The organism is Roseimicrobium gellanilyticum (assembly GCF_003315205.1).
GTDB lineage: Bacteria > Verrucomicrobiota > Verrucomicrobiia > Verrucomicrobiales > Verrucomicrobiaceae > Roseimicrobium > Roseimicrobium gellanilyticum.
In genome coordinates, this window is the sequence record NZ_QNRR01000010.1 from 79,708 (window position 1) to 101,097 (window position 21,390).

A 21,390-nucleotide genomic window follows, 5' to 3' on the forward strand; every position below is an offset into this window, starting at 1 on the left:
CCGTTCCCGGCAGAGCCTCAGGGTAAGCGACGGGAGCGCCTCACCTTTTCCCTTGCCGCGTGCTTCGCATTCATGGCAGCATCGTCGCCGCCATGCACAAACTCCTCCCTCATTTCCTGTGCGTCTTTGCTCTTGGTGCCGTGTGCTGTCTTCCTCTGACAGGGGCTGCTCAAGAGACCAAGCCAGCAACCTCAACGCCTGTCCAGGCGGACCCTCAAGCATGGACGGTGAAGGTGTACCGCTATCCCTCGGAAGCACTCGTGGACGGCTTCCTTGTGCGTGAGCGCGGGCAGCTCGCCGCGCCACCCATGCCGAAAGCGGACGCGAGTGAGGCGGAGATTCTAACCTTCCTCCGTCGCAGCAGTGATGTGGTCACGCAGCATCTGCGTTTCGAGACAGTCATCCTGCCCAAGGGCTCACTCGCTGCCTTTGACCCGGTGAACCAAACCCTGGTCGTGCGCACCACCAATGCCATGCACGAACGCATCGCCTCCATGTCGGCGAGCTATGTGGCGAAGCTTCCGCTGTACCTGACCTTCGGCATTCGCGTGATGGAGGCCGATGGCGCGGTGCTGCGCGAGGAGGTGAAGAAGTGCGCCACGCTCGCGGATCATGCCGCCACCGTAAAGCGTCTGGAGGAACTCGTGGGTCAGGGCAAGGCCAAGCATCTCAATGCTCTGCGGGTTGATACCCGCAGCGGACAGCGCGCCAAAATCCAGCGTACCCTGAATCGCACCTATCCCACGGAGTACTCCTTGGAAGATAAGGACCAGGTGAGCGTGGTGAAGGAGATGCGCCCTGTGGGACCCATCTTTGAAGTGGACCCCGTGATCGGACCGGATGGAGCCACCATTGATGTGAATCTTGCCTTCGACTATCACCATGCGCCACCCACCTTGCGCTGGGAGCCCGCGGGTCAGCAGGGTGCGCGCAGCATCGAGTCTCAGGTCATCGACTTTCACACCACGAAGGCCACCTTTGCCACCACCATGCTCAGCGGCATGACGCGCATGATTCACGTGTGGAAACCGGAGACGTCCTTCGGCGTGCCCGCCACGGATGTGATGCAGGCCGCCTTTCTGAAGAGCGACATAGTCTCCGTGCTGCCCGCGCTGGACAATCGGGTGGAAACACTTCTGAAAGCACATGGAGAAAAAGTTGAGCCCCTGCCCAAGGGGCCTCCCACGGAGCCCTCGGACCTCCCGCCGGGCATGATTCTGCGCAGCTTCCGTGTGCCTGTGACCTTCCTTTCCGCGGCTGCCTCCGGAGAGTCAGCCGCCCCGGCTGCCCCTGCGGATCCCTTTGCTGCGGCCGGAGCCATGGCGAGTGAGCCACGCATCAGCGTGCGCATCACCGCCCTGGAAATTCTCAAGTCCCAGGGCATCAACTTCCCTGCGGGTTCCTCCGCCAACTTCAATCCCGCCACTGGCGAATTGATTGTGCGGAACACGCCGGAAAATATGGCCGCGCTGGAGAAATACATCGGCGAGATCACCTCGTACTCGCCCCGGGTGCTGGTCAGCACGATCCACATCATCCAGGCGGATGGCGCGACGCTGCGGAAGCTGGAGGCTGATACCGCCACCATCTCCGACCATAGTGCCGCGTGGGCAGGCGTGGAGAAGGACATTGCAGCAGGCAAGGTGAAGTCCTTGCGCACGGCCCGGCTCGAGACTCGCAGCGGTCAGCGTGCGAGCTTCGATGTCATCCATGAGCATCTCTATGTGACCGGGGTGGACGTTTCGTCGAATTCCTCCCAAAGCGGCGGCAAGGAAGGTGAGAAGACCGTAGTGCATGTCCACGGGAATGGCAGTGTCTCCCAAGCTCCTTCCTATGAGATGGAACCCGTGGGCGTGCGCTTCGAGCTGGATCCTGTGATTGGTCCCGATGGTAAAACCATCGACCTCAACTTCGACCTCAAATATGACTACGCCGCGCCGGTGCTGCGTCGTGATACGTTGGAAGTGACCGAGAAGCTCTTGCGTTATCCCACGAGCGGCACGGATTTCCACAAGGCGGAAGTCACCACTGCCCTCACCATGCATGACGGCTCCGCTCGCTTGATGGGCATCTGGAAGCCTGAAGGCACAGAGGAGTTCGACAAGGCAGATATCATGCAGGCTGCCTTTATCCGCGTGAATCTGGTTGCAGTCGTGCCGGACAAAAAGTGACCGAGAAGCTGCCTACGTGCTTCTTTTTGCGGCCATTCCCCAGCGATGGAGCGCCATCGCGTATGACTTCCTCTTGCGCATTGTCCCATCGAGCAAAATAGGGCAACAACGAGACCATGGTGGTTGTTGCCAATGTTAACAAATTTGTTAATATTGGCACATGGATCCACCGACCAACCCTGTGACGTGTGCAGGGACCCTCGCCAGACAGATGATCGATGCTGACATCGTGAATCCTCCTTCCCTGAGCGAGATCGCCATGGCTGCGGGGTTGAGTCCATTCCAGATGAGCCGCCTCTTCTACAGGGTGAATGGCGTCTCCATCCCGGAATACATCCGCCGCCTCCGGGTGGATGCCGCGGAGGAATTGCTCAAGTCGACCCAGCTCAATATCGGCGAGGTCGCTGTGCGTGTGGGGTACAAGAGCATGGCTGCCTTCTCCCGGGCCTTCCTGCGTGAGCGTGGAAAAAATCCCAGCGCCCTGCGTCGTGACGACTCGGACATCATGCACCTCCGCCGCACGGCCAGCGGCAGGCTGGAGGACGTTGTCACCCGGGCTTAGCTGACCTTGCTTGGCCCTTCTCACTACGGCTCGTTCGCATTCAGGTGCTTGACGATTCTGCTTTCGCAGCGTCATTTGCCCCATGCAATGCCAGTCAAGTGAGCATGACGAATTGGCGTTCAACGGTACGCGGGCATTCTATCGACCCCGTGGCGTCATCAGTCCTTTCCTATTGGTGGATCTGCTCGCGTATGTGCTGCAGGACGTGCGGGCAAAAGGGCGCAAGGAACTGCTCCTCAACCTCTCCGGCATCACCGGCTTCGACTCGCCTGACACCACCTTTCGTCGCTGGGCCGTGAAGCGCTGGGCCCGGGCCGCCGCCGGCGACATACGCGTGGCCTTCGTCCTGCGGCCGGAGTACATCTGCCCCGAGCGCACCGGTATCGTCGTCGCAGCCGAGGAAGGCCTGCATGCCCACGTCTGCTCCAACGAGCACGAAGCCCTGGAGTGGCTCAATGTGTGGCACCGGTTGATGTAAAGCCGCGGGCCCGTGGAGCTTTGACACGCCCAGTGGTGTCACCCATCATCAAGGTGATAAGAAGCTCCTCCAGAGAGGTTCCAAGTCATGTCGCACCATCCTTCCGAAACCAGCAGCAACTCAATCGTAGTTCCTGCTGTCGAGAACCCACGCGGGGTGCGTTTGCGAGGCTTGGCGAGACTGATGCTCTCCCTGCTCGGGATGGGGGCCGTCGGACTCCTCATTTGGTTCTTTGCCGGAGAGCAACCGAGTGTGCGCCCCAAATTCATGTCCATGACGCTCGCTGCCATTCCCGGGTGCTATGCATTGATTGGCATCGCGGAAATCGTGAGCGGTTTGTCCTATAACGAGATGAGTCGGCGCTGGGATCGCCTGCCTCGTCCGCAGCGAATTGCGTTGAACATCTTCCTGCTGCTGCTGGCCATCTTCACCATCATTCCCTTCTTCGTAGGCGTGGTGCTTCCCCTGGTGCGACCGTACTCGTCTGGAGGTTAGGCCTCCGGCTTGACGGTGGATGATGGGCCTCTGGCCTGTCGATCACCGCTACACCACACGGCATCGCCGTTTTTAACGTGATGCTGTGTGGAATACATGCGAAAACTCCCCTGAATGCCGGACAAACTCCCCAATACGTTACAGCAAATCGACGCTGAACTCGTCTCCCAGAGCCATGCAGGGGCTCGGCGCACGGGATTGGTGCGGCTGTTCTTCGGCGGTGCAGGCACGCTGGTAGTGGCAGCAGTGTTGTGGTTCCTCGCGAAAAAGGGATACCAGCCCAATCCGATAACCATGATGATGGCTGCCATCCCCGGAGCTTATGCCCTACTGGGCATCATCGAAGCCATCACCGGCATCCCTTATGGTCAACTCGCCCGTCGGTGGGACAATCTCAAAGGCTGGCAGCGTGGTGTCTACGGCACGGGTATTGTGCTGGTGGCCATGATATTCATCTTCCTCATGATGGTCGGTGTCGTAATACCACTGCTGTATCCGTCGTGAACGTTGCAGTAGAGGTATGTGCAATCATCCAAAGGGCAGCATGGCGCTGCCCTTGTTCTTCTGCCTGTTTTGAACACTACGCCAGCCCCGCGCGCGCCAGCAGCGCGTTCGGATCCGGATCGCGTCCCATGAAGTCGCGGAACAACTTCGCGGGGTCTTCGCTGTTGCCCTTGCTCAGGATGTTATCACGGAGGGCGCGGCCGACCTTGGGGTTGAGCACGCCTTCGTGCTGGAAGCGGGTGAAGGCATCGGCATCGAGCACTTCGGCCCACTTGTAGCTGTAGTAGCTGGCGGCGTAGCCCACGGGGCTGCTGAAGAGGTGGCCAAAGCGGCGTGCCATGCTCGGGGGCTCGGTGTTCGTGGGGAAGATATAGTCCTTCAGCAGGGTGCGGCCCAGGCGGTCGAGGTCGGCGTTTTCGTCGGTGGAGTGGTTGATGTGCAGTTCCAGGTCCAGCTTGCCGAAGCTGAGCTGGCGCATCATGGACACGGCGCTCATGTAGTTGCGCGCATTGATGAGTTTCTTGAACAGGTCATCCGGGATGGGCGCGCCGGTCTCGTTGTGCTTCGCAAAGAAGTCCAGGCTTTCGCGCTCCCAGCAGAAGTTCTCCATGAGCTGGCTGGGCAGCTCCACGAAGTCCCAGGCCACATTCACGCCATTCAGCGAGGGCACGGGCACATTGCCAAAAAGTTGGTGGATGAGATGTCCAAACTCATGGAAGATGGTGCACACCTCGTCATGCGTGAGCAGAGCAGGCTTGCCATCCACAGGAGGCGTCATGTTGCCGCAGATGAGGCCCAGGTGCGGGCGGCGGTCGCGCTCACCGTTGGGCGGCCAGCCCCCCTTCAGGTAGTTCATCCACGCGCCGCTGCGCTTTGAGTCACGCGGATGCCAGTCGGCATAAAAGCCACCGATGAGCACGCCGTCGGCATTGCGCATGTCGAAGAATTTCACCTCAGGATGCCACACTTCCACCGCCCCGGACTCCGCAGGTGCAGCGGGAGTTTCGCTGCCGCTGCCATCACCCACTGCCGTGAACGTGGTCTGGCGCTCGGCGATGCGCACATCGAAGAGTTTCTCCGCGATACGGAACATACCACTGAGCACGCCATCCACGGGGAAGTAGGGACGCAGTTCCTCGTGATCAAAATCATAGCGCTCATGCCGGCGCTTCTCGCTCCAGTAGGCGACCTCCCACGGCTCCAGCAGGCGCACGTCAGTGTTCGTCTTGTCCGCGCGATACTCTTGCAGGTCCACGATTTCGCGGTCGAAGGCGGACTTGACCTTGCGATGCAGGTCTTCGGTGAAGGTGAGCGCGGTGCGGCCCGTCTTGGCCATGCGGCGCTCGAGGATGTAATCGGCGAACTGGGGCTTGCCCAGCAGCGTGGCCTTCTCATGGCGCAGGCGCAGGATTTGCCACACGAGCGCGGTGTTGTCGTACTTGTCGCCGCGGCCCACAGTGCCATTGCCTTCCCACACGCGCTTGCGCAGGGAATCGTCCTCCGCGTGTTCCATCACCGGGATGAGTGACGGCGCCTTCAGCGTGAAACGGTACTTCGGAGCCTCGGGTGTACCGAGACCCTTCGCGGCGGCATCGGCCTTCGCAGCGTCGATGGCGCTTTGCGGCAGACCCTTGAGCTGGGCCACGTCGTCGATGACCATGTCCCACGCGTTGGTGGAGTCGAGTACGTTCTCCGAGTACTTCTGCGTGGCCTGGGAGAGTTCGGCCTCGATTTCCTCCAAACGCTTCTTCTTGGCAGGTGGCAGCTCTGCCCCGTGTTGGCGGAACCACGCGAGCAATTCATCCACCGCACGACGCTGGGTACCCGTAAGGTCACGCGCTTCCTGCGTCTTGCTGTAGGTGAGCACGAGGTCCCAGAGATGCTCATCGAGCGGGATCTTCGCAAAGAAGGCGCTCACCTTGGGCAGCATCTTGTTGTGCGCTTCGCGCAGCTCTGGGCCGTTGCACACGGAGTCCAGGTGGGTCACGAGGCCCCACGATTCATTGAGCTCACGAAGGGCGTCTTCATACCCCATGATCACGCTTTCAAAGGAGAGGCGGCCACGGTCCTGATTCACCACCTCCGCCAGCTTCTGCTCCGCGCGCTCCAGCGCGAGGGTGATGTCTGCCTCCACCGCAGCGGGTGCGAGGGTGGACCAGCGGACATGGAAGGACTCGTCGAGGTAGGGATGGGACATGGCAGAAGAGGACAAGAAAGGCTACGAGCGTGAAGGATTTGGGGAAGCGAAGGAAGAAAAATGAAGCGGCGGGTGAATCAATGAGGGAGCGAGTCCACGGTGGGAAGGTTGGAGTGAGCCTTGAGACCCGAACCGCAGGGAGCCGAAGGCCTTGGACTGCGTGCAGCCTGCTGCCGCTTTCCAGAGTCCACAGCCTGCTGTGGCGATGGTGACTCACTCTGGTGAGGTGGCGTGTCCTGAAGGTTTGGCGACTTCGTCGCTAGGATTCGTGCAGCAGGCTGCACTGCGAGAAAGCGGCAGCAGGCTGCCGCAGTCCAAGGCGCTTCGCGCAAAGTGAGGCGAGCCATATCACTCCCTTCGTGGGGGCAACTCTGCCCCCACTTCTGGAAGTGGCGTGCGGCATCTGGAGATGAACGCAGCGCTGTGGCTTTCAAGGCAGCCTCCGGATTTACTCCAGCTCCATGCAGTACACCCGCTTCACACCCGGAATCTTCTCGAGTTCCTGGATGACCGCCTGGGGAGGCGTGGAGTCGAGGGTGAGCAGCGTGAGGGCGGTGCCGCCTTCCACGTTGCGGCTCAGGGACATGTTCGCAATGTTCACCTGGTGCTTGCCCAGAATGGTGCCGTACGCGCCGATCATGCCGGGGCGGTCGTCATTCTCCAGGAGAAGGAGCGTGCCTTCCGGCGTGGCTTCCACACGGCGGCCATTGATTTTCACAATACGCGGGTCGCCACCGAAGAAGGAACCGCTGATGACGGCCTTGTTTTCGCCACTGCCGACTTCCACCTCGATGAGGTCGCTGAATTCCGTGGGCTCAGGCACGCGGCTTTCCGTGAAGCGCAGACCGAGGTTCTCGGCGGTGCCGACAGCGTTGATGAGGTTCACCTGGTCGGCACCGATGGGGCGCTCGAGGTAACCCTTCAGCACGCCGCGCGAGACGAGCGTGGTATCCATCTTGCCCAGATTGCCGCTGTAATTCACGCGCAGGAACTCGGCGCGCTGCGGGGCGATTTGGGAAATGAGGCGGCCCAGGATTTCACCGAAGCGCAGGAAGGGTCCGATTTCCGCGAGGGTCTTTGGGTCCACGTTCGGCATGTTCACCGCGTTCACCACGGTGCCGTGCAGGAGGTTTTCCTTCACCTGCTCGGCGATTTCGATGCCCACGCTCTCCTGCGCTTCTTCGGTCGAAGCACCGAGGTGCGGGGTGAAGACCACGTTCGGGGCCTTCAGCAGCGCGTAATCGGCGGGCGGAGGCTCCACTTCATACACGTCCAGCGCCGCGCCACCCACGTGGCCTTCTTCCAGGAGCTTGGCCAGCGCATTGTCGTCCACGAGGCCGCCACGTGCGCAGTTGATGACACGCACGCCCTTTTTGCAGAGGCGGAGGCGGGTCTCATTGAGCATGTGCTTCGTCTCAGGAGTGAGCGGCATGTGCATGGTGATGAAGTCGGCGTCCTTCACCGCGTCATCGAGATTGTCACGCAGCTCGACCTTCAGCATCTCGGCGCGGTTGGCGCTGAGGTACGGGTCATAAGCCACCACGGTCATGCCGAAGGCCTGAGCGCGCTTGGCGAACTCTGTGCCGATGCGGCCCATGCCGAGCACGGCAAGGGTCTTCTTGTTGAGCTCGGCGCCCTGGAAATTCTTGCGCTCCCACTTGCCGCCGATGACCGAGGCGTGCGCCTGGGGCACCTTGCGCGAGAGGGACATCATGAGGCCAAACGCATGCTCCGCGGTCGATACGGTGTTACCACCAGGGGTGTTCATGACCACGACACCACGCTTCGAGGCGTAGGGGATGTCGATGTTATCCACGCCCACACCGGCGCGACCCACGACCTTCAGGTTCTTGGCGGCGTCCAGCACCTTGGCGGTCACCTTGGCGCCACTGCGCACGATGATGGCGTGGGCCTCGCGAGAGGCCTCCACCATGGCATCCTCCGCCTTGAGGTTCATGTTCACCGTCACGTCAAAGGAGGGCTCCGCTTTCAGGAGGTCAATGCCGATGCTCGAGATGGGGTCGTTGTTTCCAGCGATGAGGATGTTGAACTTGGCCATGGGGACGCGCAGGCTAGCACGGTGCGGCTGGGGCTCAAGCAGGGAAAGCAACGAGGGAGAGGTCGGAGGGTGAGACTGCTCAGAATGTTGCAGAGGGGGTGTTCCAGTAACATGCTGTAATCGAGCCTGTTACGTGATGATTCATGATCGAGCGGTGGCAGTTCCCAAGAAGATGGGCGCGTTCACGTTCAGGGTGTTCAACGCAGAGACACAGAGACGCAGAGGGAACTTCGGAGACTGAGGTTGCCGAGCTGCCGAGTCTGATAGGAGCGACTTTGGCCAAGCAGAGTTGAAGCGCACTCTAAGGAGACCAGAAGCGAGGGGCTCAACCGCCGGCAAGCGCCCGCATTTTCAGTCTCCGAAGTTCCCTCTGCGTCTCTGTGTCTCTGTGTTGGATCCCATGCAGGTGAACACACCCAGTACCACCGGCACGTCGCTTCCCGCTTCGTGTCACTCCACCTTCCGCTCCGTCACCATCACCCCATCCTTCACCGTATCCGGCGGGTGCAGGAGCACCTGGGTACCCAGTTCCAGCCCATTCACCACTTCGGTCATCCGGCCGTCACTCCGGCCAGCCTCAAGGCTCACTTTCTTCGCCTTGCCGCCTTCATAGACAAAGGTCTTCCAGTCCACGCCCTCACGGAAGAGCGCGCCGGAGGGCACGAGCAGTACGTCATCCTTGTGCCACACGGCCACGCGCACTTCCACCCGGTAGCGGTCGCCGAGGGCCTTGGCCTTGTCCGGGGGATTCTTCAGATCGCTCAGGACGTACACGCGCTGCTCCTCCACGCCCAGCGCGGAGACCTTCGTAAACGCCGCAGGCTCCACGAGGCGCACAATCGCATCAAGCGGCTGGTCATCGCCCCACTGCTCCACCTGCACCTTGGCCCCCTTCTTGATGGCCACAGCATCGCGGGAGAGAATCTCCGCCTCGATCTCGATGTCCGCCGGGTCGCCCACTTCCAGAATCGCCAGCCCTGGAGTCACCACCATGGCGCTCTCCTGCATGACTTTCAGCACGCGACCACTCACCGGTGAGTACACCGGCAACTCCGCCGCCTTGTCCGAGGCGTTGGGGGCATCGAGTTGCAGCAGCGCGGCCTTGGCCTGCTCCAGTTCGAACTCAGCCACCTTCAGCGCAAAGTCCGCTGCGCGCACCTCACGTTGCTTCAGTTCATAGTCACGCTCCGCATTGTCGCGGTCCGTTTCGGAGATGCTGCCGGAGGTCTTCAGCTTCTGCGTGCGTTCCCAGTTTGCCACGGCGAATTTTTCTGCCGTCTTGGACATGTCGAGCGACTCCACGGCACGCGCCCGTGTGGCCTCGGCCGTCTTGATGCGCGCTTCCGCCTGCACGCGCGTGCGCGGGTCCAGCAGCGAGGCAAGCACGGGCTCGATGGTGGCGATAACCGTCTTGCCCGCGATGACTTCATCACCCGCCTTCAATGGCACACGACGCATCTGGCCCGCGATGGGCGCGGAGACGACGTAACGATTGCGGATGCGTGTCTTCCCTTCCTCCACCACATGCACGGTGAGGGGCCCACGTGCGACTTTGCCCAGCTCGACTTCAATCGGCTTTGGCATGAGTCCCATGGCGACGAGTGCCACGAGACCGAGGATTCCGGCCCACGTGATGAGCTTGCGGAGGAAGGCTCCTTTCGGCTTGTTGCGTTTCGCATCCCACGGCGGGCTGTCGCCTTGGGGTTCGCTGAGTTGATTCTGGGTCTGGGGGGTATTTTCTGGCATGTACTTGGGGGGGATTTTTGGCTTACCAGATGGCAAAACGGTAGCGGCAGATGGGATGCCTGCCAAGCAGGACTCAATCACGGGCCTTCAGCACGCCCACGAGGTCGAGCTTCTTCAGCATGCGGCTCACCACCATGAAGGACATGGCCGCCGCGCTGGTGACCACGATGATGGCGATGGTGTAGCTCGTGGCATTGATGACCAGCGGCATGCGGACGGTTTCGGTGCTGAACGAACTGATGATGAAAGTCGTGAGCCCCTTGCCGAAAAGCAGGCCCAGCGGCAGGGCCGTGGCCACCAGCAGAGTGAGCTCGCCCAGCAGTACTCCGGCCACCTCACGCTGGGTGAAGCCCACCACGCGCAGCGTGGCGAGGTCGCGCTGCCGCTCGGAAAGGGCGATGCGGGCGCTGTTGTACACCACGCCGAAGGCCACAATCACCGCCAGGGTGAAGTAAAGCTGGCGCAGAATGCCGATGCTCTGTCCTGTGGTTTCGCGGAAGGCCTTGAGCTGGTCCTGCTTCACCAGCACGATGGAAGCACGTGGCGTCTCCTTCGCCTCACGCATGAAGGTCTCCCACTTCGCCTTGTCCACGGTGAGGTAGGCGCCGTTGATGGTATCTCCCTCACGCATGAGACGGCGCAGCGCATCGAGATCCATGTAGGCAGCCACGCCGGCAAAGTCCTCAATGAGACCACGAATCGGCGCTGTGCGCTTGGGGCGCTGGCCTTCCAGCACCTCAATCTGCACTTCATCACCAATCTTCGCGCCGATGACCTCCGCGAGCGCCTTGGACATCACGATGCCATCCTCGGGCAGGTGGATGATCTTGCCATTCGCATCGAGCAGCCGGTTGAGATGGGAGGTCTTCGGCATACCCGTGATCGCGAGCTTGCGGTAGTGGTGGCCATAGCGCAGGCGCGATTGCACACTGCGTATCGGTTCCGCGCGCAGCACTCCGGGCATGTGTTCCAAATCATGGAAGGCCTTGCCACCACCCGGCTCGGTGAGGAAGACGACGACATCCTGCCGCTGCACTTCATTCCACTGGTAGGTCAGCAGGTAGTCGATGCTGTCACTCATGGCGCCCGGCAGCACCATGAGACCGGTGGCAAGAGAGAGACCGCACACGGTGAAGACAGCCTGCCACGGCTTGCGCTCGATGTTTCGCAATGCCATGCGGAAACCAGGGCTGAAGTGTTTCGTGAGTCCCAGGCGCTCGGCGAGCGAGGGCTTGAAGTCCGCGGGCGGCTCCGGACGCATCGCTTCCGCAGGCGGCAGCTTCACCGCCGCACGAACTACCTTCAGCACACCCAGCGAGGCCGCACCCGCGCTGATGAGCAAAGCCGTGGCCAGTGCTCCCGTATCCATGCGAAAGTGCAGCTCCGGGAAGCGGAAGAACATGGTGTACAGATTCACCAGGCCACCGCCCATCTTGCTTCCCGCGACGCCGCCAAGGATGGTGCCCATCACCACAATAACCAGGGCATACTTCATGTAGTGCATGCCCACCTGCGCGGAGGAGTATCCCAGCGCCTTGAGCTGCGCGATCTGCTCACGCTGCAGTCGCACCAGTCGCGCGAGCACCGCATTCACCATGAATGCCGCCACACTCAGGAAGATCACGGGATAGGCCACGGAGAGCGCCTGTAGCACGCGGATTTCATCATCGAGTCGTTTGGCGGAAGGGTGGTCTGCGCGCGTGTACGCGCCGAAGGCTCCGTAGTTCGCCAGCAACTGGTCCATCTGCGCAATCACGGGGCCCGACGCCGCATTCGGGGCGAGGTCGGCGGCGAAGTCATTGAAGGCGCCATCGAGGTTGTAGGCCACCGCCACCGCCTGGTAGTTCATCCAGAAGACGCCATACCGTTTGTTGTCTGGCAGCGTCTCGCCAGCACGCGCTTCGAACACAAACTCCGGAGACAGGCCAATGCCCACGATGACCAACGAGTCGCGGCGTCCATTGATGACCGCCACCACGCTGTCGCCGGGTTTCAGGAAATTGGCATCGGCAAAGGCCTCGCTCACCACCACCTCACGTCGTTCGCCAAGCTGCGGCAGGCGACCCTTGCGCATGAAGATGCGATTGAGCACCTGCACCTTTCCATCATCTGGAAGAGAAACGATGTGGCCCGTGGCAGGCTCGGGAATGCCGGGTAGGTCCAGCGTCACATCCACTACCACCCGTGGTTCCACTGCAGCCACGCCAGGAATCTTGGCGAGCCGGTCCGCCATGGCCAGCGGTGCACGCTTCAGCGTGCCGAAGATGTCCGCCATGCCGTAGCGCTGGTAGTAGGCATTCCGTGTGGAGTCGAGCGTGAGGATCAGTGACCGCGTCATGATCATCATTGCGAGTCCGCACGCCATCACCAGACTGACCGCGACGAGCTGGCCCTTCATACGGCCCAGGTCCCGGAACAGCTTGCGATCGAGTGGGGAGAGCATGGACTAAAAAATATGAAACATGCCGGCGCAGGTGCCACCATTTGCAAGCCCTGGGAGCGCTGGCCTCTGGCCGGCGTATTGGCGCTGCAACTTCACGCGACACAAATACGCCGACGGGACGTCAGCGCTCCCAGGGCTGCGTCCGCCATCTTTCATGACAGGTTGCTCCACTACCACTGCAAACTCCTCACCGGCATGCGGGTCTCATTGTGCCGTTGTTTGATGATCTGTCCGTCGGAAAGATGCAGCACGCGATCCGCCATCTCAGCCATGGCCGCGTTGTGGGTGATCACCACCGTGAGCGTGCCGAGCTCGCGATTGATCTGCTCCACGGCCTCCAGTACCGTGATGCCCGTATGCACGTCCAGCGCGCCGGTGGGTTCGTCGCACAGCAGCACCTCGGGCTTCTTGGCAATGGCACGTGCAATGGCCACACGCTGCTGCTCACCGCCGGAGAGTTGGGAGGGGAAGTGATCCATGCGGGCCTTCAATCCCACCAACTCCAGTGCCTCTTCGGGCTTCATCGGGTCGCGTGCGATGTCCGTGATGAGCGCGACATTCTCCCTCGCGGTGAGACTCGGGATGAGGTTGTAGAACTGGAAAACGAACCCCACGCAGTTGCGACGGAAGAGCGTGAGTGTCTTCTCCTCCGCATTCGTGAGTGGCCAGCCCTTGTAGTTCAAGTGGCCGGAGGTGGGCACGTCCAGTCCGCCAAGGATGTTCAACAGGGTGGACTTCCCACTGCCGGACGCACCCAGCAGCACGACGAGTTCGCCGGAGTAGAAGTCGAGGTCCACGCCATGCAGCGCCACCACATCCAGCTCACCGGTGTGGTAGACCTTGCGTACTTTGCGGGCCTCAAATACAAGAGCGCCCTTGGCCGGGGTGGTGGTCGGCGCGGAGGATAACGTGTCAGATGCAGGCACGGTGACGGGGGCTGTCACGGGAAGCATGTACGAAAATGGTGCTTTGTGCCAATGGGAAATCTTCTTCTCACACGACAGTTCAGGTTGCACTGGCAACATATCGCAATCGCGCCACATTCGTTTCGTGCAGCAAGAAATCGACAGCTTCATCCTTCACCTCGCCACCGAGCGTGGGCTGTCGACGAACTATCAATTGCTTGTCACCCAGGTGCTCACCCGCTTCGCATCATGGATGCAAATGAAGCATAAGAAAGGCGCCGTGGCAGATGTGGTGACGGATGACATCACAGACTACCTTGGAATGCGCAAGGGCGATGGCATCGCGGCCTCCAGCCTGCGCATCGAGCTGGTCGCGATCAAAATCTTCTTCCGCTGGCTTGCCGTGCGAGGCCTGCGTAAAGGCGACCCTGCGGAGCCGGTTCTGCCTCCGCGTGTGGAAGCGCGCCTGCCCGAAACACTCAATGAACAGGATGTGGGCAAATTGCTCGAATCCGTGCAAGGCCACGAGCCTCTCGACCTTCGCGACCGCGCCATGCTGGAACTCACGTATGCCAGCGGGCTCCGCGTGAGCGAGGTCACCGGTACGAAATTGGAAAACCTCAATCTCGATGAAGGCTGGATCCGCGTGACCGGCAAGGGAAACAAGACCCGCCTCATCCCCGTGGGGCAGGAGGCACGGGCATCGGTGCAGCGGTATCTGAATTCTGCACGACCCAAATTGGTGAAGCCGAAGACACAGAGCTGGATTTTCATCAATCGGAATGGCGGCAAGCTGACCACTGCTCGCATCTGGCAAATCTTCCGCGAGCGCGCGGAGCAGGCGGGTATCGACCCCGACCGCGTCCATCCGCACTTGCTGCGCCACAGCTTTGCCACGCACCTGCTGGGGAATGGCGCGGACCTCCGCGTCATTCAGGAGATGCTTGGACACGCCGATATCGCCACCACGCAAATCTATACCCATGTGGACCAGAACCGTCTGAAGGACACGCACCGCCGCTTCCATCCGCGAAGGTAACCGGTTCGGTTGCGTTTCTGTTTCTTGCAGACTCGCGTCATCCGTTCTGGTATCCTCCCGCTCATGCGTCGCTTCCTCTCCTTCCTGCCGTTGTTCGTCGCTGTCTCCACCACCGTCACAGGCTTGCATGCCGGTGAAGTGGTTTCCCCCAAGGCCCACACCCAGGCCGCAGCCGCCACCACCGGCACGGATGAGGCTCTGCTCCGTGAGTTTCTCGCCCCTGAACTGGCGTTCCGGTACGACTATGATTTCCCCATGTCGCTGGAGAATGCGCCCGGCGAGTACTCCATGCATGAGTTCCGCACCAGCGTCCCGCTTCCTCCGGTGATTACGGATACCTTCGTCCTCATGGCGAAGTTGAACTACCGTCTCTTCCTCGCGGACGTGGATACCACCGTGCTCAATGAGGATCTCGACCTGCACACCCTGCGCCTGCCCATCCAGGCCGCATGGCTCTCACCCTCCAGTCCCTGGCTTGCTGCCGCCTATGTGGAGCCCGGCTTCTCCACGGACTTCAATCAAGTCAACAGCGATGCCTTCGACCTCTCTGCCGGTTTCGGCATTGGCTATCGTTTCTCACCCAACTTCATGGCAGCCGTGGGTGGAGGCTACTCACGCAACTACGGCGATGACGAATTCTTCCCCGTGCTCGCCCTCCTCTGGCGTGTGAATGATCGCTTCACCGTCACCTTCTCCCCGGATGGCCTCATTCCCTCCTACAAGGTGAACGACGACCTCTACATCAAGCTGCGCGCCGAACTCATCGGCGGTCGCTGGCTTATCGAAGATGAAGAGGGCCGCGAGCGCATCCTCCGCCTCCAAGGCGCCAGCGCCACCCTTCAAGCCGAACAGCGCCTCTTCAAGGATTGCTGGCTCACCCTCGGCGTCGGTATCAATGCCCTCTCCGAACTCCGCATCGAAGACAGTGATGAACGAGAACTGCTGGATGAAGACCTCGAAGAAGGGGTGGTCATCCGCACGGGACTGAAGTGGGTGTTTTAGTTCCCAGTCTTCCATCGTCTATGACATACAAGGTCGCCCCTGTTCAAGGAGTGGCACTAGCCTTGGTGCCGGTGGATGGAACGACCGGTGCGGAGCCACTCTTCTGAAGCTCTGAGAACGTCTCGAAGCCTCCTCGGTGTGTTTCGCTGCAAAACGGCACTAAGCTAGTGCCACTCCCTGCGAATGGCGCATCGCCACATACCGAAAGAAGGTGTTCGGCATGCCAAGATTTCGCTCGGAAAGTGGCTGCGAACGTCCGTACACTCATCCTCATGCACGCATCCTCCCGTCTTTCCGCCGCGCTCCTCGCTGGCAGCCTCGCGATGGCTTCCACGTCTTTTACTGCGCACGCCCAAGAGCGCCCCGGCATCAACTACGATGAAGCCAAGGCTGGTGGCATCCCGAATCTGGATCCGCTGACGGCATCCGACGGCACGAAGATCACCACCAAGGAACAGTGGCTGGAGAAGCGGAAGCCGGAACTCATGAAGCTCTTCGCGAGCGAGGTGTATGGGAAGACACCGGAGGGCCAGGGGGTTGAAACCAAGGCCCAGTTGGTGGGTCAGGATACCGCGGCATTTGGCGGCAAGGCGATCATGCGCCAGGTGAAGTTGACCTTTTCTTCAAGCAGGAATGGCCGCAAGGCCATAGCAGACCTCCTCATCTACATCCCCAAGGGCCTCACCAAACCCGCACCTGCCTTCGTGCAGCTGAACTTCGGCGGCAATCATTATACGACCAGTGACCCCAGCATTCCCATCTCGGATGCCTGGTTCCGCAATGACAAGGATGGCAACTACGTGAACAACAAGGCCACCGAGAAGAGCCGTAACAGCGGTGAACGACGCTGGCCGTACAAGGAAATCATCGAGCGCGGCTATGCTGTGTGCACAGCTTACTACGGCGACTTTGATCCGGATTTTGATGATGGCTTCCAGAATGGGGTGCAGCCACTCTTCTACAAGGATGGCCAGACCAAGCCTGCTGCGGACGAGTGGGGTAGCATTGGCGCGTGGGCCTGGGGTATGAGCCGCATGGCAGACTACCTGCAGGGCGTGCCGGAAGTGGATGGCAAAAAACTCATCTCAGTGGGCCACTCCCGCCTGGGCAAGACTTCTCTCTGGGCGGGTGCGCAGGATGAGCGCTTCGGCATTGTCGTCAGCAATGACTCCGGCGCTGGCGGCGCAGCACTCAGCAAGCGCATTTTCGGTGAGACCGTGGCCGTGCTGAACAAGAGCTTCCCGCACTGGTTCTGCGACAACTTCAACAAGTACTCTGACAACGAAAAGGACCTGCCCGTGGACCAGCATGAGCTCATCGCCCTCATGACCCCACGTCCTGTGTATATCGCCAGCGCGACCGAGGACAACTGGGCTGACCAAAAGGGAGAGTTCCTCGGCGGCAAACTCGCCGAGCCCGTGTACGCCCTCTTCAGCCTCAAAGGACTCGGCGTGGATGAACCACCGGCACCCGACAAGAGCGTGGGCGACGCCATCGGCTACCACAACCGTACCGGCAAGCATGACATCCTCCTCTACGACTGGGAGCAGTACATGAACTTCGCCGACAAGCACTGGGGCAAGCCGCAGTAAGAATCGGCTTCGAAGGAATCGCCGCAAGAACGCAGAGAACTCAAAAGGATGCGGATGTCAGGAAAGTAGAAGGTCTCTCCAGAGGCCTTTCACGCCCGCCCGTCCGAGTGCTTTCCATTCACGAAGGCACTTCGCGCGCCCATGACGAACTCTTTGTGTTTCTTGCGTCTCTTTGCGGCTAATCAATAGAGTCCACCACCTCACTCGAAGCAAAACATCCCTTCAGGAAATCACACTGAAAAGGCCTCTGGAGAGACCTTCCACGTTCCTCACGTCGCACACCCAGCACCAATCCCCTTTGCGTTCTCTGCGTTCTTTTGCGGCCATTCCAATCAGGCATCAACCTCCCACCACATCGCATTACCCAGCACCCGCCCAAAAAAACAGGAGACAACCTCACGGTCGTCTCCTGTTAGTTCACCTCTTACCCGGGTCCTGCGGACGTTGGGGGCGTCGTCCGCAAGTCGGGTGGGGGATTTGGGGTGATTTTTTTACGTTACGGTGATTTTTCTGGGGGCGGCTCAGGCGGAGGCAGCAGCCATCTTGGACATCTCCTGCTCGATGTTGATGCCAAGGGCATTGGCGGCACCGATGCCGTAGTTCACATCCGCACGGTAAAAGTGGCAGATGGCGCGCATCTGGGTTTCCCGTGGCACCGAGCCCATGAGACGGGCGACGTTGCCAAAGAGACGCTGTCTTGCCTCCGAAGTCATGCGGCGGAAAAGATTGCCCGCTTGCGCGTAGATCCGTTCCCGCGCGAAGTGGGCCATCTTTTCGATGAGCCCGAAGTCCTGCATGAGCACCGGGCCATGCGAGCTGATGGCAAGTTCCGTGGACGGATCTTCGGGCAATCGAGTGTTCATGGCGGAAACGGTGAGGTGCGGTGGTGAACGACTCCATTCTTGGCCCGCGGTTGCTGTGGCGGAAATACTTCTTACCACCGGTAACCATAGGATAAACCTATGGAAGTCAGGGGGCGATGACAACCGCCACAGCGCGAGGGCTCTAGGAGCGTAGGACTCCTTACAGTGTCCGCAGGAATGCCGTCAGATCGGCCTTTTCCTCGGTAGTCAGCTTGAGGGCGAGCACCAGGTTGAAGAACTCCACCGTGTCATCCAGCGTCATGAGGCGATCGTCATGCAGGTAGGGCGGCGAGTCCTTGATGCCGCGCAGCGGGAAGGTCTTGATGGGACCATCCGCGCTGGCCTTGCGTCCGTTGATCATCTTCTCTTTGAAGAAGCGCTCCACCTGCAGGTCATGCATCAGGCCATCGGTGAAGTAGGGACCACTGTGGCACACGGAGCACTGGGCCTTGCCGAAGAAGAGTTCCTGCCCGCGCAGTTCCTGCTTCGTGGCCTTGCTGGGGTCCAGCTTGCCGAGCGGCGTGAGCTTCGGTGCTGGTGGGAAGCCCAGGATGTTCTCAAACTCCGCCATGAAGTGCACCTGGCTGCCACGTTCGAGGATGTTCACGCCCTTGCGAGTGGCCTGCTCAGGATCACCATCGAAGTAGGCCGCGCGTTGTTCGAACTCGGTGAAGTCTTCCACCGTCTTCATCGCCCGCTGTGAGCCGAAGGTATTGGTGATGTTCATCCCGCGCAGTGTCGGCGTGCCGATGCGGTGACGATGCTCGTTGGGGCGGATGTCACCCACGGTATGTGTGGCGGCATTCGTGTGGCCGTTGGAGTGGCAGTCAAAGCACGCCACCCCTTGATGCGCGAGCAGCGCCTTGCGATCATGCGTGGCGTTGAACTGTGCTTGTGGGAATGGAGTCACTAGCAGACGCAATCCCTCGAGTTGCTTGGGATTGAGGACGTTCTTGAACACATCGTAGAAATTCCCCAGCGTGATGAGCTTGCCCTGCGACACATCGCCCAGGTCAGGCCGTGTGTTCAGGTAGATGGGAGCGGGGAATTCCGGCAGCATGTGGTCCGGCAGATCGAAGTCGAGGTCGAAGCGTGTGAGGTCACGACCGGTTTGCTCCTTCACCCCATCGATTTGTTTCTTGGGGAAGATCATCCCGCCCGCTTCGTGATGTGGATGGGGCAGGGGATAGAAGCCGGCAGGCCAGAGATCCTGTGATTTGATTTCCTCCGGCGTCATCGCGGCGAGCTTGTCCCAGGTGGCGCCCTCGGGCAGTTTCACACGTACGCCGCCTTGTACGGCTTTGCCACGGGGCATGGTCACGCCGTCTGCGGGTTTATCAGAGAGGTCATAGCGTTCCTTGAGCAGGTCCTGCTGGCGTTTGGCGAACTGGGGCTTTTCGCCCTGCAGTTTTTTCACCATGGCATCGAAGTCGGCATCCGCGTAGGAGGGCGACGACACAAGAGGCGAGGCGGTGAGCACGGCGAAAAGCGCGGCCCGCCGCACGAATGCGGGTGGAGTATTCATGATCGGGTGAGGTAATGGATCAGCGAGCGTGCTCCTGGGAGAGCGTACGATTCTAGGGCTGGATGGTAATACCGTTGAAATACTTAGTACCGCTGGTAACCATAGTTGCCGCCTATGGAACTTCACCAGCTCCGCTACCTCACCGCAGTTGCTCGCACGGGAAACTTCAGCCGCGCCGCTGAGCAGTGCCATGTCTCACAGCCTTCGCTTAGCCAGCAGATACAAAAACTGGAGGAGGAACTTGGCTGCCGTCTCTTCACGCGCCTCAAGCGTGAAGCTGTGCCCACGGAGGCGGGCAAAGCGTTGCTGCTGCGTGCGACACGGATTCTTGCAGAAGTGGACGCCGCCCAGCGTGACGCAGACAATGCCGCCGTGGGTCAGGTGCGTGGCACGGTGAATGTGGGCGTGCTCCCCACCATCGCCCCGCACCTGTTGCCTGCGGTGATGAAGCGCATGCGCGCGGAGTTGCCCGCCGTGCAGGTCATCGTGCATGAGACCACGACGACCAATCTCCTCGCCCAAGCCGGCGCCTGCGAGCTGGACTTCGCCATCCTGAGCCTGCCCATCACGGATGAACGCTTTGTGATCGAGACGTTGTTCTCAGAGGAGCTGCTTCTCGCCGTGCCGAAGGATCACGAGCTCGCCACTCGTGGTGAGGTGAGACTTGAAGACGTGGAGCAGGAACCCTTCATCTTGCTACAGGAGGGACATTGCCTTGGTGATCAGGCCTTGCGCTTCTGCGATAGACATCGCTGCCACCCCCCTGTCATCTTCCGCACCGCTCAATTGGAAACCATCCAGGCACTCGTCGCGGCGGGAGTGGGCGTGTCACTCATACCAAACATGGCCTGCAAGAGTGGCCGCGCCACAGAGCCAACTTATCTTTCTCTCGCAGGCAAACGCCCCGAGCGCGCCATCGCCGTCATCTGGCGCAAGGAGCAGCACCTCAGTCGTGCGGCTGCGGCATTGCTGGAGGTGCTGAGGAAGACGTGCCATGGAAGTGATGTGGGGAAGACTCCTGCGTCTCCGCGCCCAAGCGTGAAGGCCAAGGCGAAAGCAGACAAAGTGAAGAAGAGGTAGGCATCGTTTCCCCTCATCGCGTGTCACGGCATCAACTTGGACTGCTGGAGCTTGCTCCAGCTTTCCGCAGGCAGCTTGCTGCCGTGAAGTTAGAAGCAGCTTCACTATCGAGCCGTGTGTGGCGCATGAAAGGTTGTTTCACGCAGAGCAAGCTCTGCGACGATCGATAGACCAGGCAGCGTCATTTCATCTTGAGACCCCCAGCTTCGCCCTGTATGCCTCAAGTATCTCCGTCGCGCATTCCTCAGCACTCCGCGTGCTCGTGTCCACCTCCAGATCGTAGCGCTTGTTTTCATGCACAATGGGATGCTGGTACGCCGCCAGACCGATGCGGCGATCTCCACGCGTCACCTCGCGATGCTGCGTAACGTCGAGAGGACAGCGTACTCCCACGACCAGCACTTCATGATCCGACAGTGCAGCAAGGCAATCGTCATACCACGAGTCCTGCTCGAAGACGTGGTCAATCACTCCCGGATACGGCCCTGACAAGAGGACACGAATGGATTGATGAAGACTCGCGATGCTGTGCTTGTGACAGGCCCGGCGCATGTCCGCATTCTCGATGGCATCCCAGCGGAACATCTCCGTGAAATCATCCAGCGCGATACGGATGAACGGCTCAGGCGACAGCTTCTGAATCGCCTTCGCGATGCTGGTCTTTCCGGCGCTCGAAGTGCCGTTGAGGAGGATGGCGGGCATGGGAATTGTTTCGTGGGAGGAGTCGGA

17 protein-coding genes are annotated in these 21,390 nt (G+C 60.6%); 9 read left to right on the top strand and 8 right to left on the bottom strand.

What is annotated here, in order from left to right:
• Positions 1-92 precede the first annotated feature (92 nt).
• The 5 genes from DES53_RS23730 (at position 93) to DES53_RS23750 (ending at position 4,210) form a co-directional block, all read left to right on the top strand.
• Positions 93-2,171, top strand: coding sequence for a hypothetical protein (locus tag DES53_RS23730; protein WP_147263575.1), 2,079 nt, complete (start codon positions 93-95; stop codon positions 2,169-2,171).
• A gap of 160 nt (positions 2,172-2,331) precedes the next feature.
• Entirely contained in the window at positions 2,332-2,733 is a 402-nt protein-coding gene (locus DES53_RS23735) for a helix-turn-helix domain-containing protein (protein WP_113960817.1), read from the top strand.
• Positions 2,734-2,815: 82 nt separating this feature from the next.
• On the top strand, positions 2,816-3,211 hold the full coding sequence (locus DES53_RS23740; RefSeq protein WP_113960818.1) for a hypothetical protein: 396 nt from the start codon (positions 2,816-2,818) through the stop codon (positions 3,209-3,211).
• A gap of 267 nt (positions 3,212-3,478) precedes the next feature.
• On the top strand, positions 3,479-3,706 hold the full coding sequence (locus DES53_RS23745; protein ID WP_170157346.1) for a hypothetical protein: 228 nt from the start codon (positions 3,479-3,481) through the stop codon (positions 3,704-3,706).
• Between the two features lie 114 nt (positions 3,707-3,820).
• Entirely contained in the window at positions 3,821-4,210 is a 390-nt protein-coding gene (locus DES53_RS23750; protein WP_113960820.1) for a hypothetical protein, read from the top strand.
• Between the two features lie 76 nt (positions 4,211-4,286).
• Here the strand turns inward: DES53_RS23750 and DES53_RS23755 are convergent, their stop codons facing one another.
• The 5 genes from DES53_RS23755 to DES53_RS23775 form a co-directional block, all read right to left on the bottom strand.
• On the bottom strand, positions 4,287-6,407 hold the full coding sequence (locus tag DES53_RS23755) for a M3 family metallopeptidase (RefSeq protein ID WP_113960821.1): 2,121 nt from the start codon (positions 6,405-6,407) through the stop codon (positions 4,287-4,289).
• 448 nt (positions 6,408-6,855) lie between these two features.
• Positions 6,856-8,466, bottom strand: coding sequence for a phosphoglycerate dehydrogenase (gene serA / locus DES53_RS23760; protein WP_113960822.1), 1,611 nt, complete (start codon positions 8,464-8,466; stop codon positions 6,856-6,858).
• A gap of 450 nt (positions 8,467-8,916) precedes the next feature.
• On the bottom strand, positions 8,917-10,212 hold the full coding sequence (locus DES53_RS23765; RefSeq protein WP_113960823.1) for an efflux RND transporter periplasmic adaptor subunit: 1,296 nt from the start codon (positions 10,210-10,212) through the stop codon (positions 8,917-8,919).
• A 73-nt stretch (positions 10,213-10,285) separates the two neighbouring features.
• On the bottom strand, positions 10,286-12,655 hold the full coding sequence (locus DES53_RS23770; protein ID WP_113960824.1) for an ABC transporter permease: 2,370 nt from the start codon (positions 12,653-12,655) through the stop codon (positions 10,286-10,288).
• Positions 12,656-12,825: 170 nt separating this feature from the next.
• Positions 12,826-13,581: an ABC transporter ATP-binding protein gene (locus DES53_RS23775; RefSeq protein WP_342782373.1), complete on the bottom strand. Its 756-nt coding sequence runs from the start codon at positions 13,579-13,581 to the stop codon at positions 12,826-12,828.
• A 124-nt stretch (positions 13,582-13,705) separates the two neighbouring features.
• On the opposite strand from DES53_RS23775, the gene DES53_RS23780 reads away from it, so the two are divergent.
• The 3 genes from DES53_RS23780 to DES53_RS23790 all read left to right on the top strand — a co-directional run bounded on the left by DES53_RS23780 (position 13,706) and on the right by DES53_RS23790 (position 17,193).
• Entirely contained in the window at positions 13,706-14,599 is an 894-nt protein-coding gene (locus tag DES53_RS23780) for a site-specific tyrosine recombinase (protein ID WP_113960942.1), read from the top strand.
• Between the two features lie 63 nt (positions 14,600-14,662).
• Positions 14,663-15,601, top strand: a complete 939-nt coding sequence (locus DES53_RS23785; RefSeq protein WP_113960826.1) for a DUF6268 family outer membrane beta-barrel protein — start codon at positions 14,663-14,665, stop codon at positions 15,599-15,601.
• A 272-nt stretch (positions 15,602-15,873) separates the two neighbouring features.
• Entirely contained in the window at positions 15,874-17,193 is a 1,320-nt protein-coding gene (locus DES53_RS23790; protein ID WP_113960827.1) for a glucuronyl esterase domain-containing protein, read from the top strand.
• Between the two features lie 521 nt (positions 17,194-17,714).
• On the opposite strand, the gene DES53_RS23795 is transcribed toward DES53_RS23790, so the two are convergent.
• Both DES53_RS23795 and DES53_RS23800 read right to left on the bottom strand, forming a co-directional pair.
• On the bottom strand, positions 17,715-18,056 hold the full coding sequence (locus DES53_RS23795; protein WP_113960828.1) for a catalase-related domain-containing protein: 342 nt from the start codon (positions 18,054-18,056) through the stop codon (positions 17,715-17,717).
• 160 nt (positions 18,057-18,216) lie between these two features.
• Complete coding sequence (locus DES53_RS23800; RefSeq protein WP_113960829.1) at positions 18,217-19,581, bottom strand: cytochrome B6; 1,365 nt, start codon at positions 19,579-19,581, stop codon at positions 18,217-18,219.
• 114 nt (positions 19,582-19,695) lie between these two features.
• Between DES53_RS23800 and DES53_RS23805 the strand changes: the two genes are divergently transcribed.
• Positions 19,696-20,661 carry a LysR family transcriptional regulator gene (locus DES53_RS23805; RefSeq protein WP_113960830.1) on the top strand — a complete coding sequence of 322 codons (966 nt, stop codon included), beginning with the start codon at positions 19,696-19,698 and terminating at the stop codon, positions 20,659-20,661.
• A 186-nt stretch (positions 20,662-20,847) separates the two neighbouring features.
• On the opposite strand, the gene DES53_RS23810 is transcribed toward DES53_RS23805, so the two are convergent.
• Positions 20,848-21,363, bottom strand: coding sequence for a chloramphenicol phosphotransferase CPT family protein (locus DES53_RS23810; RefSeq protein WP_170157348.1), 516 nt, complete (start codon positions 21,361-21,363; stop codon positions 20,848-20,850).
• Between the last annotated feature and the right edge of the window lie 27 nt (positions 21,364-21,390).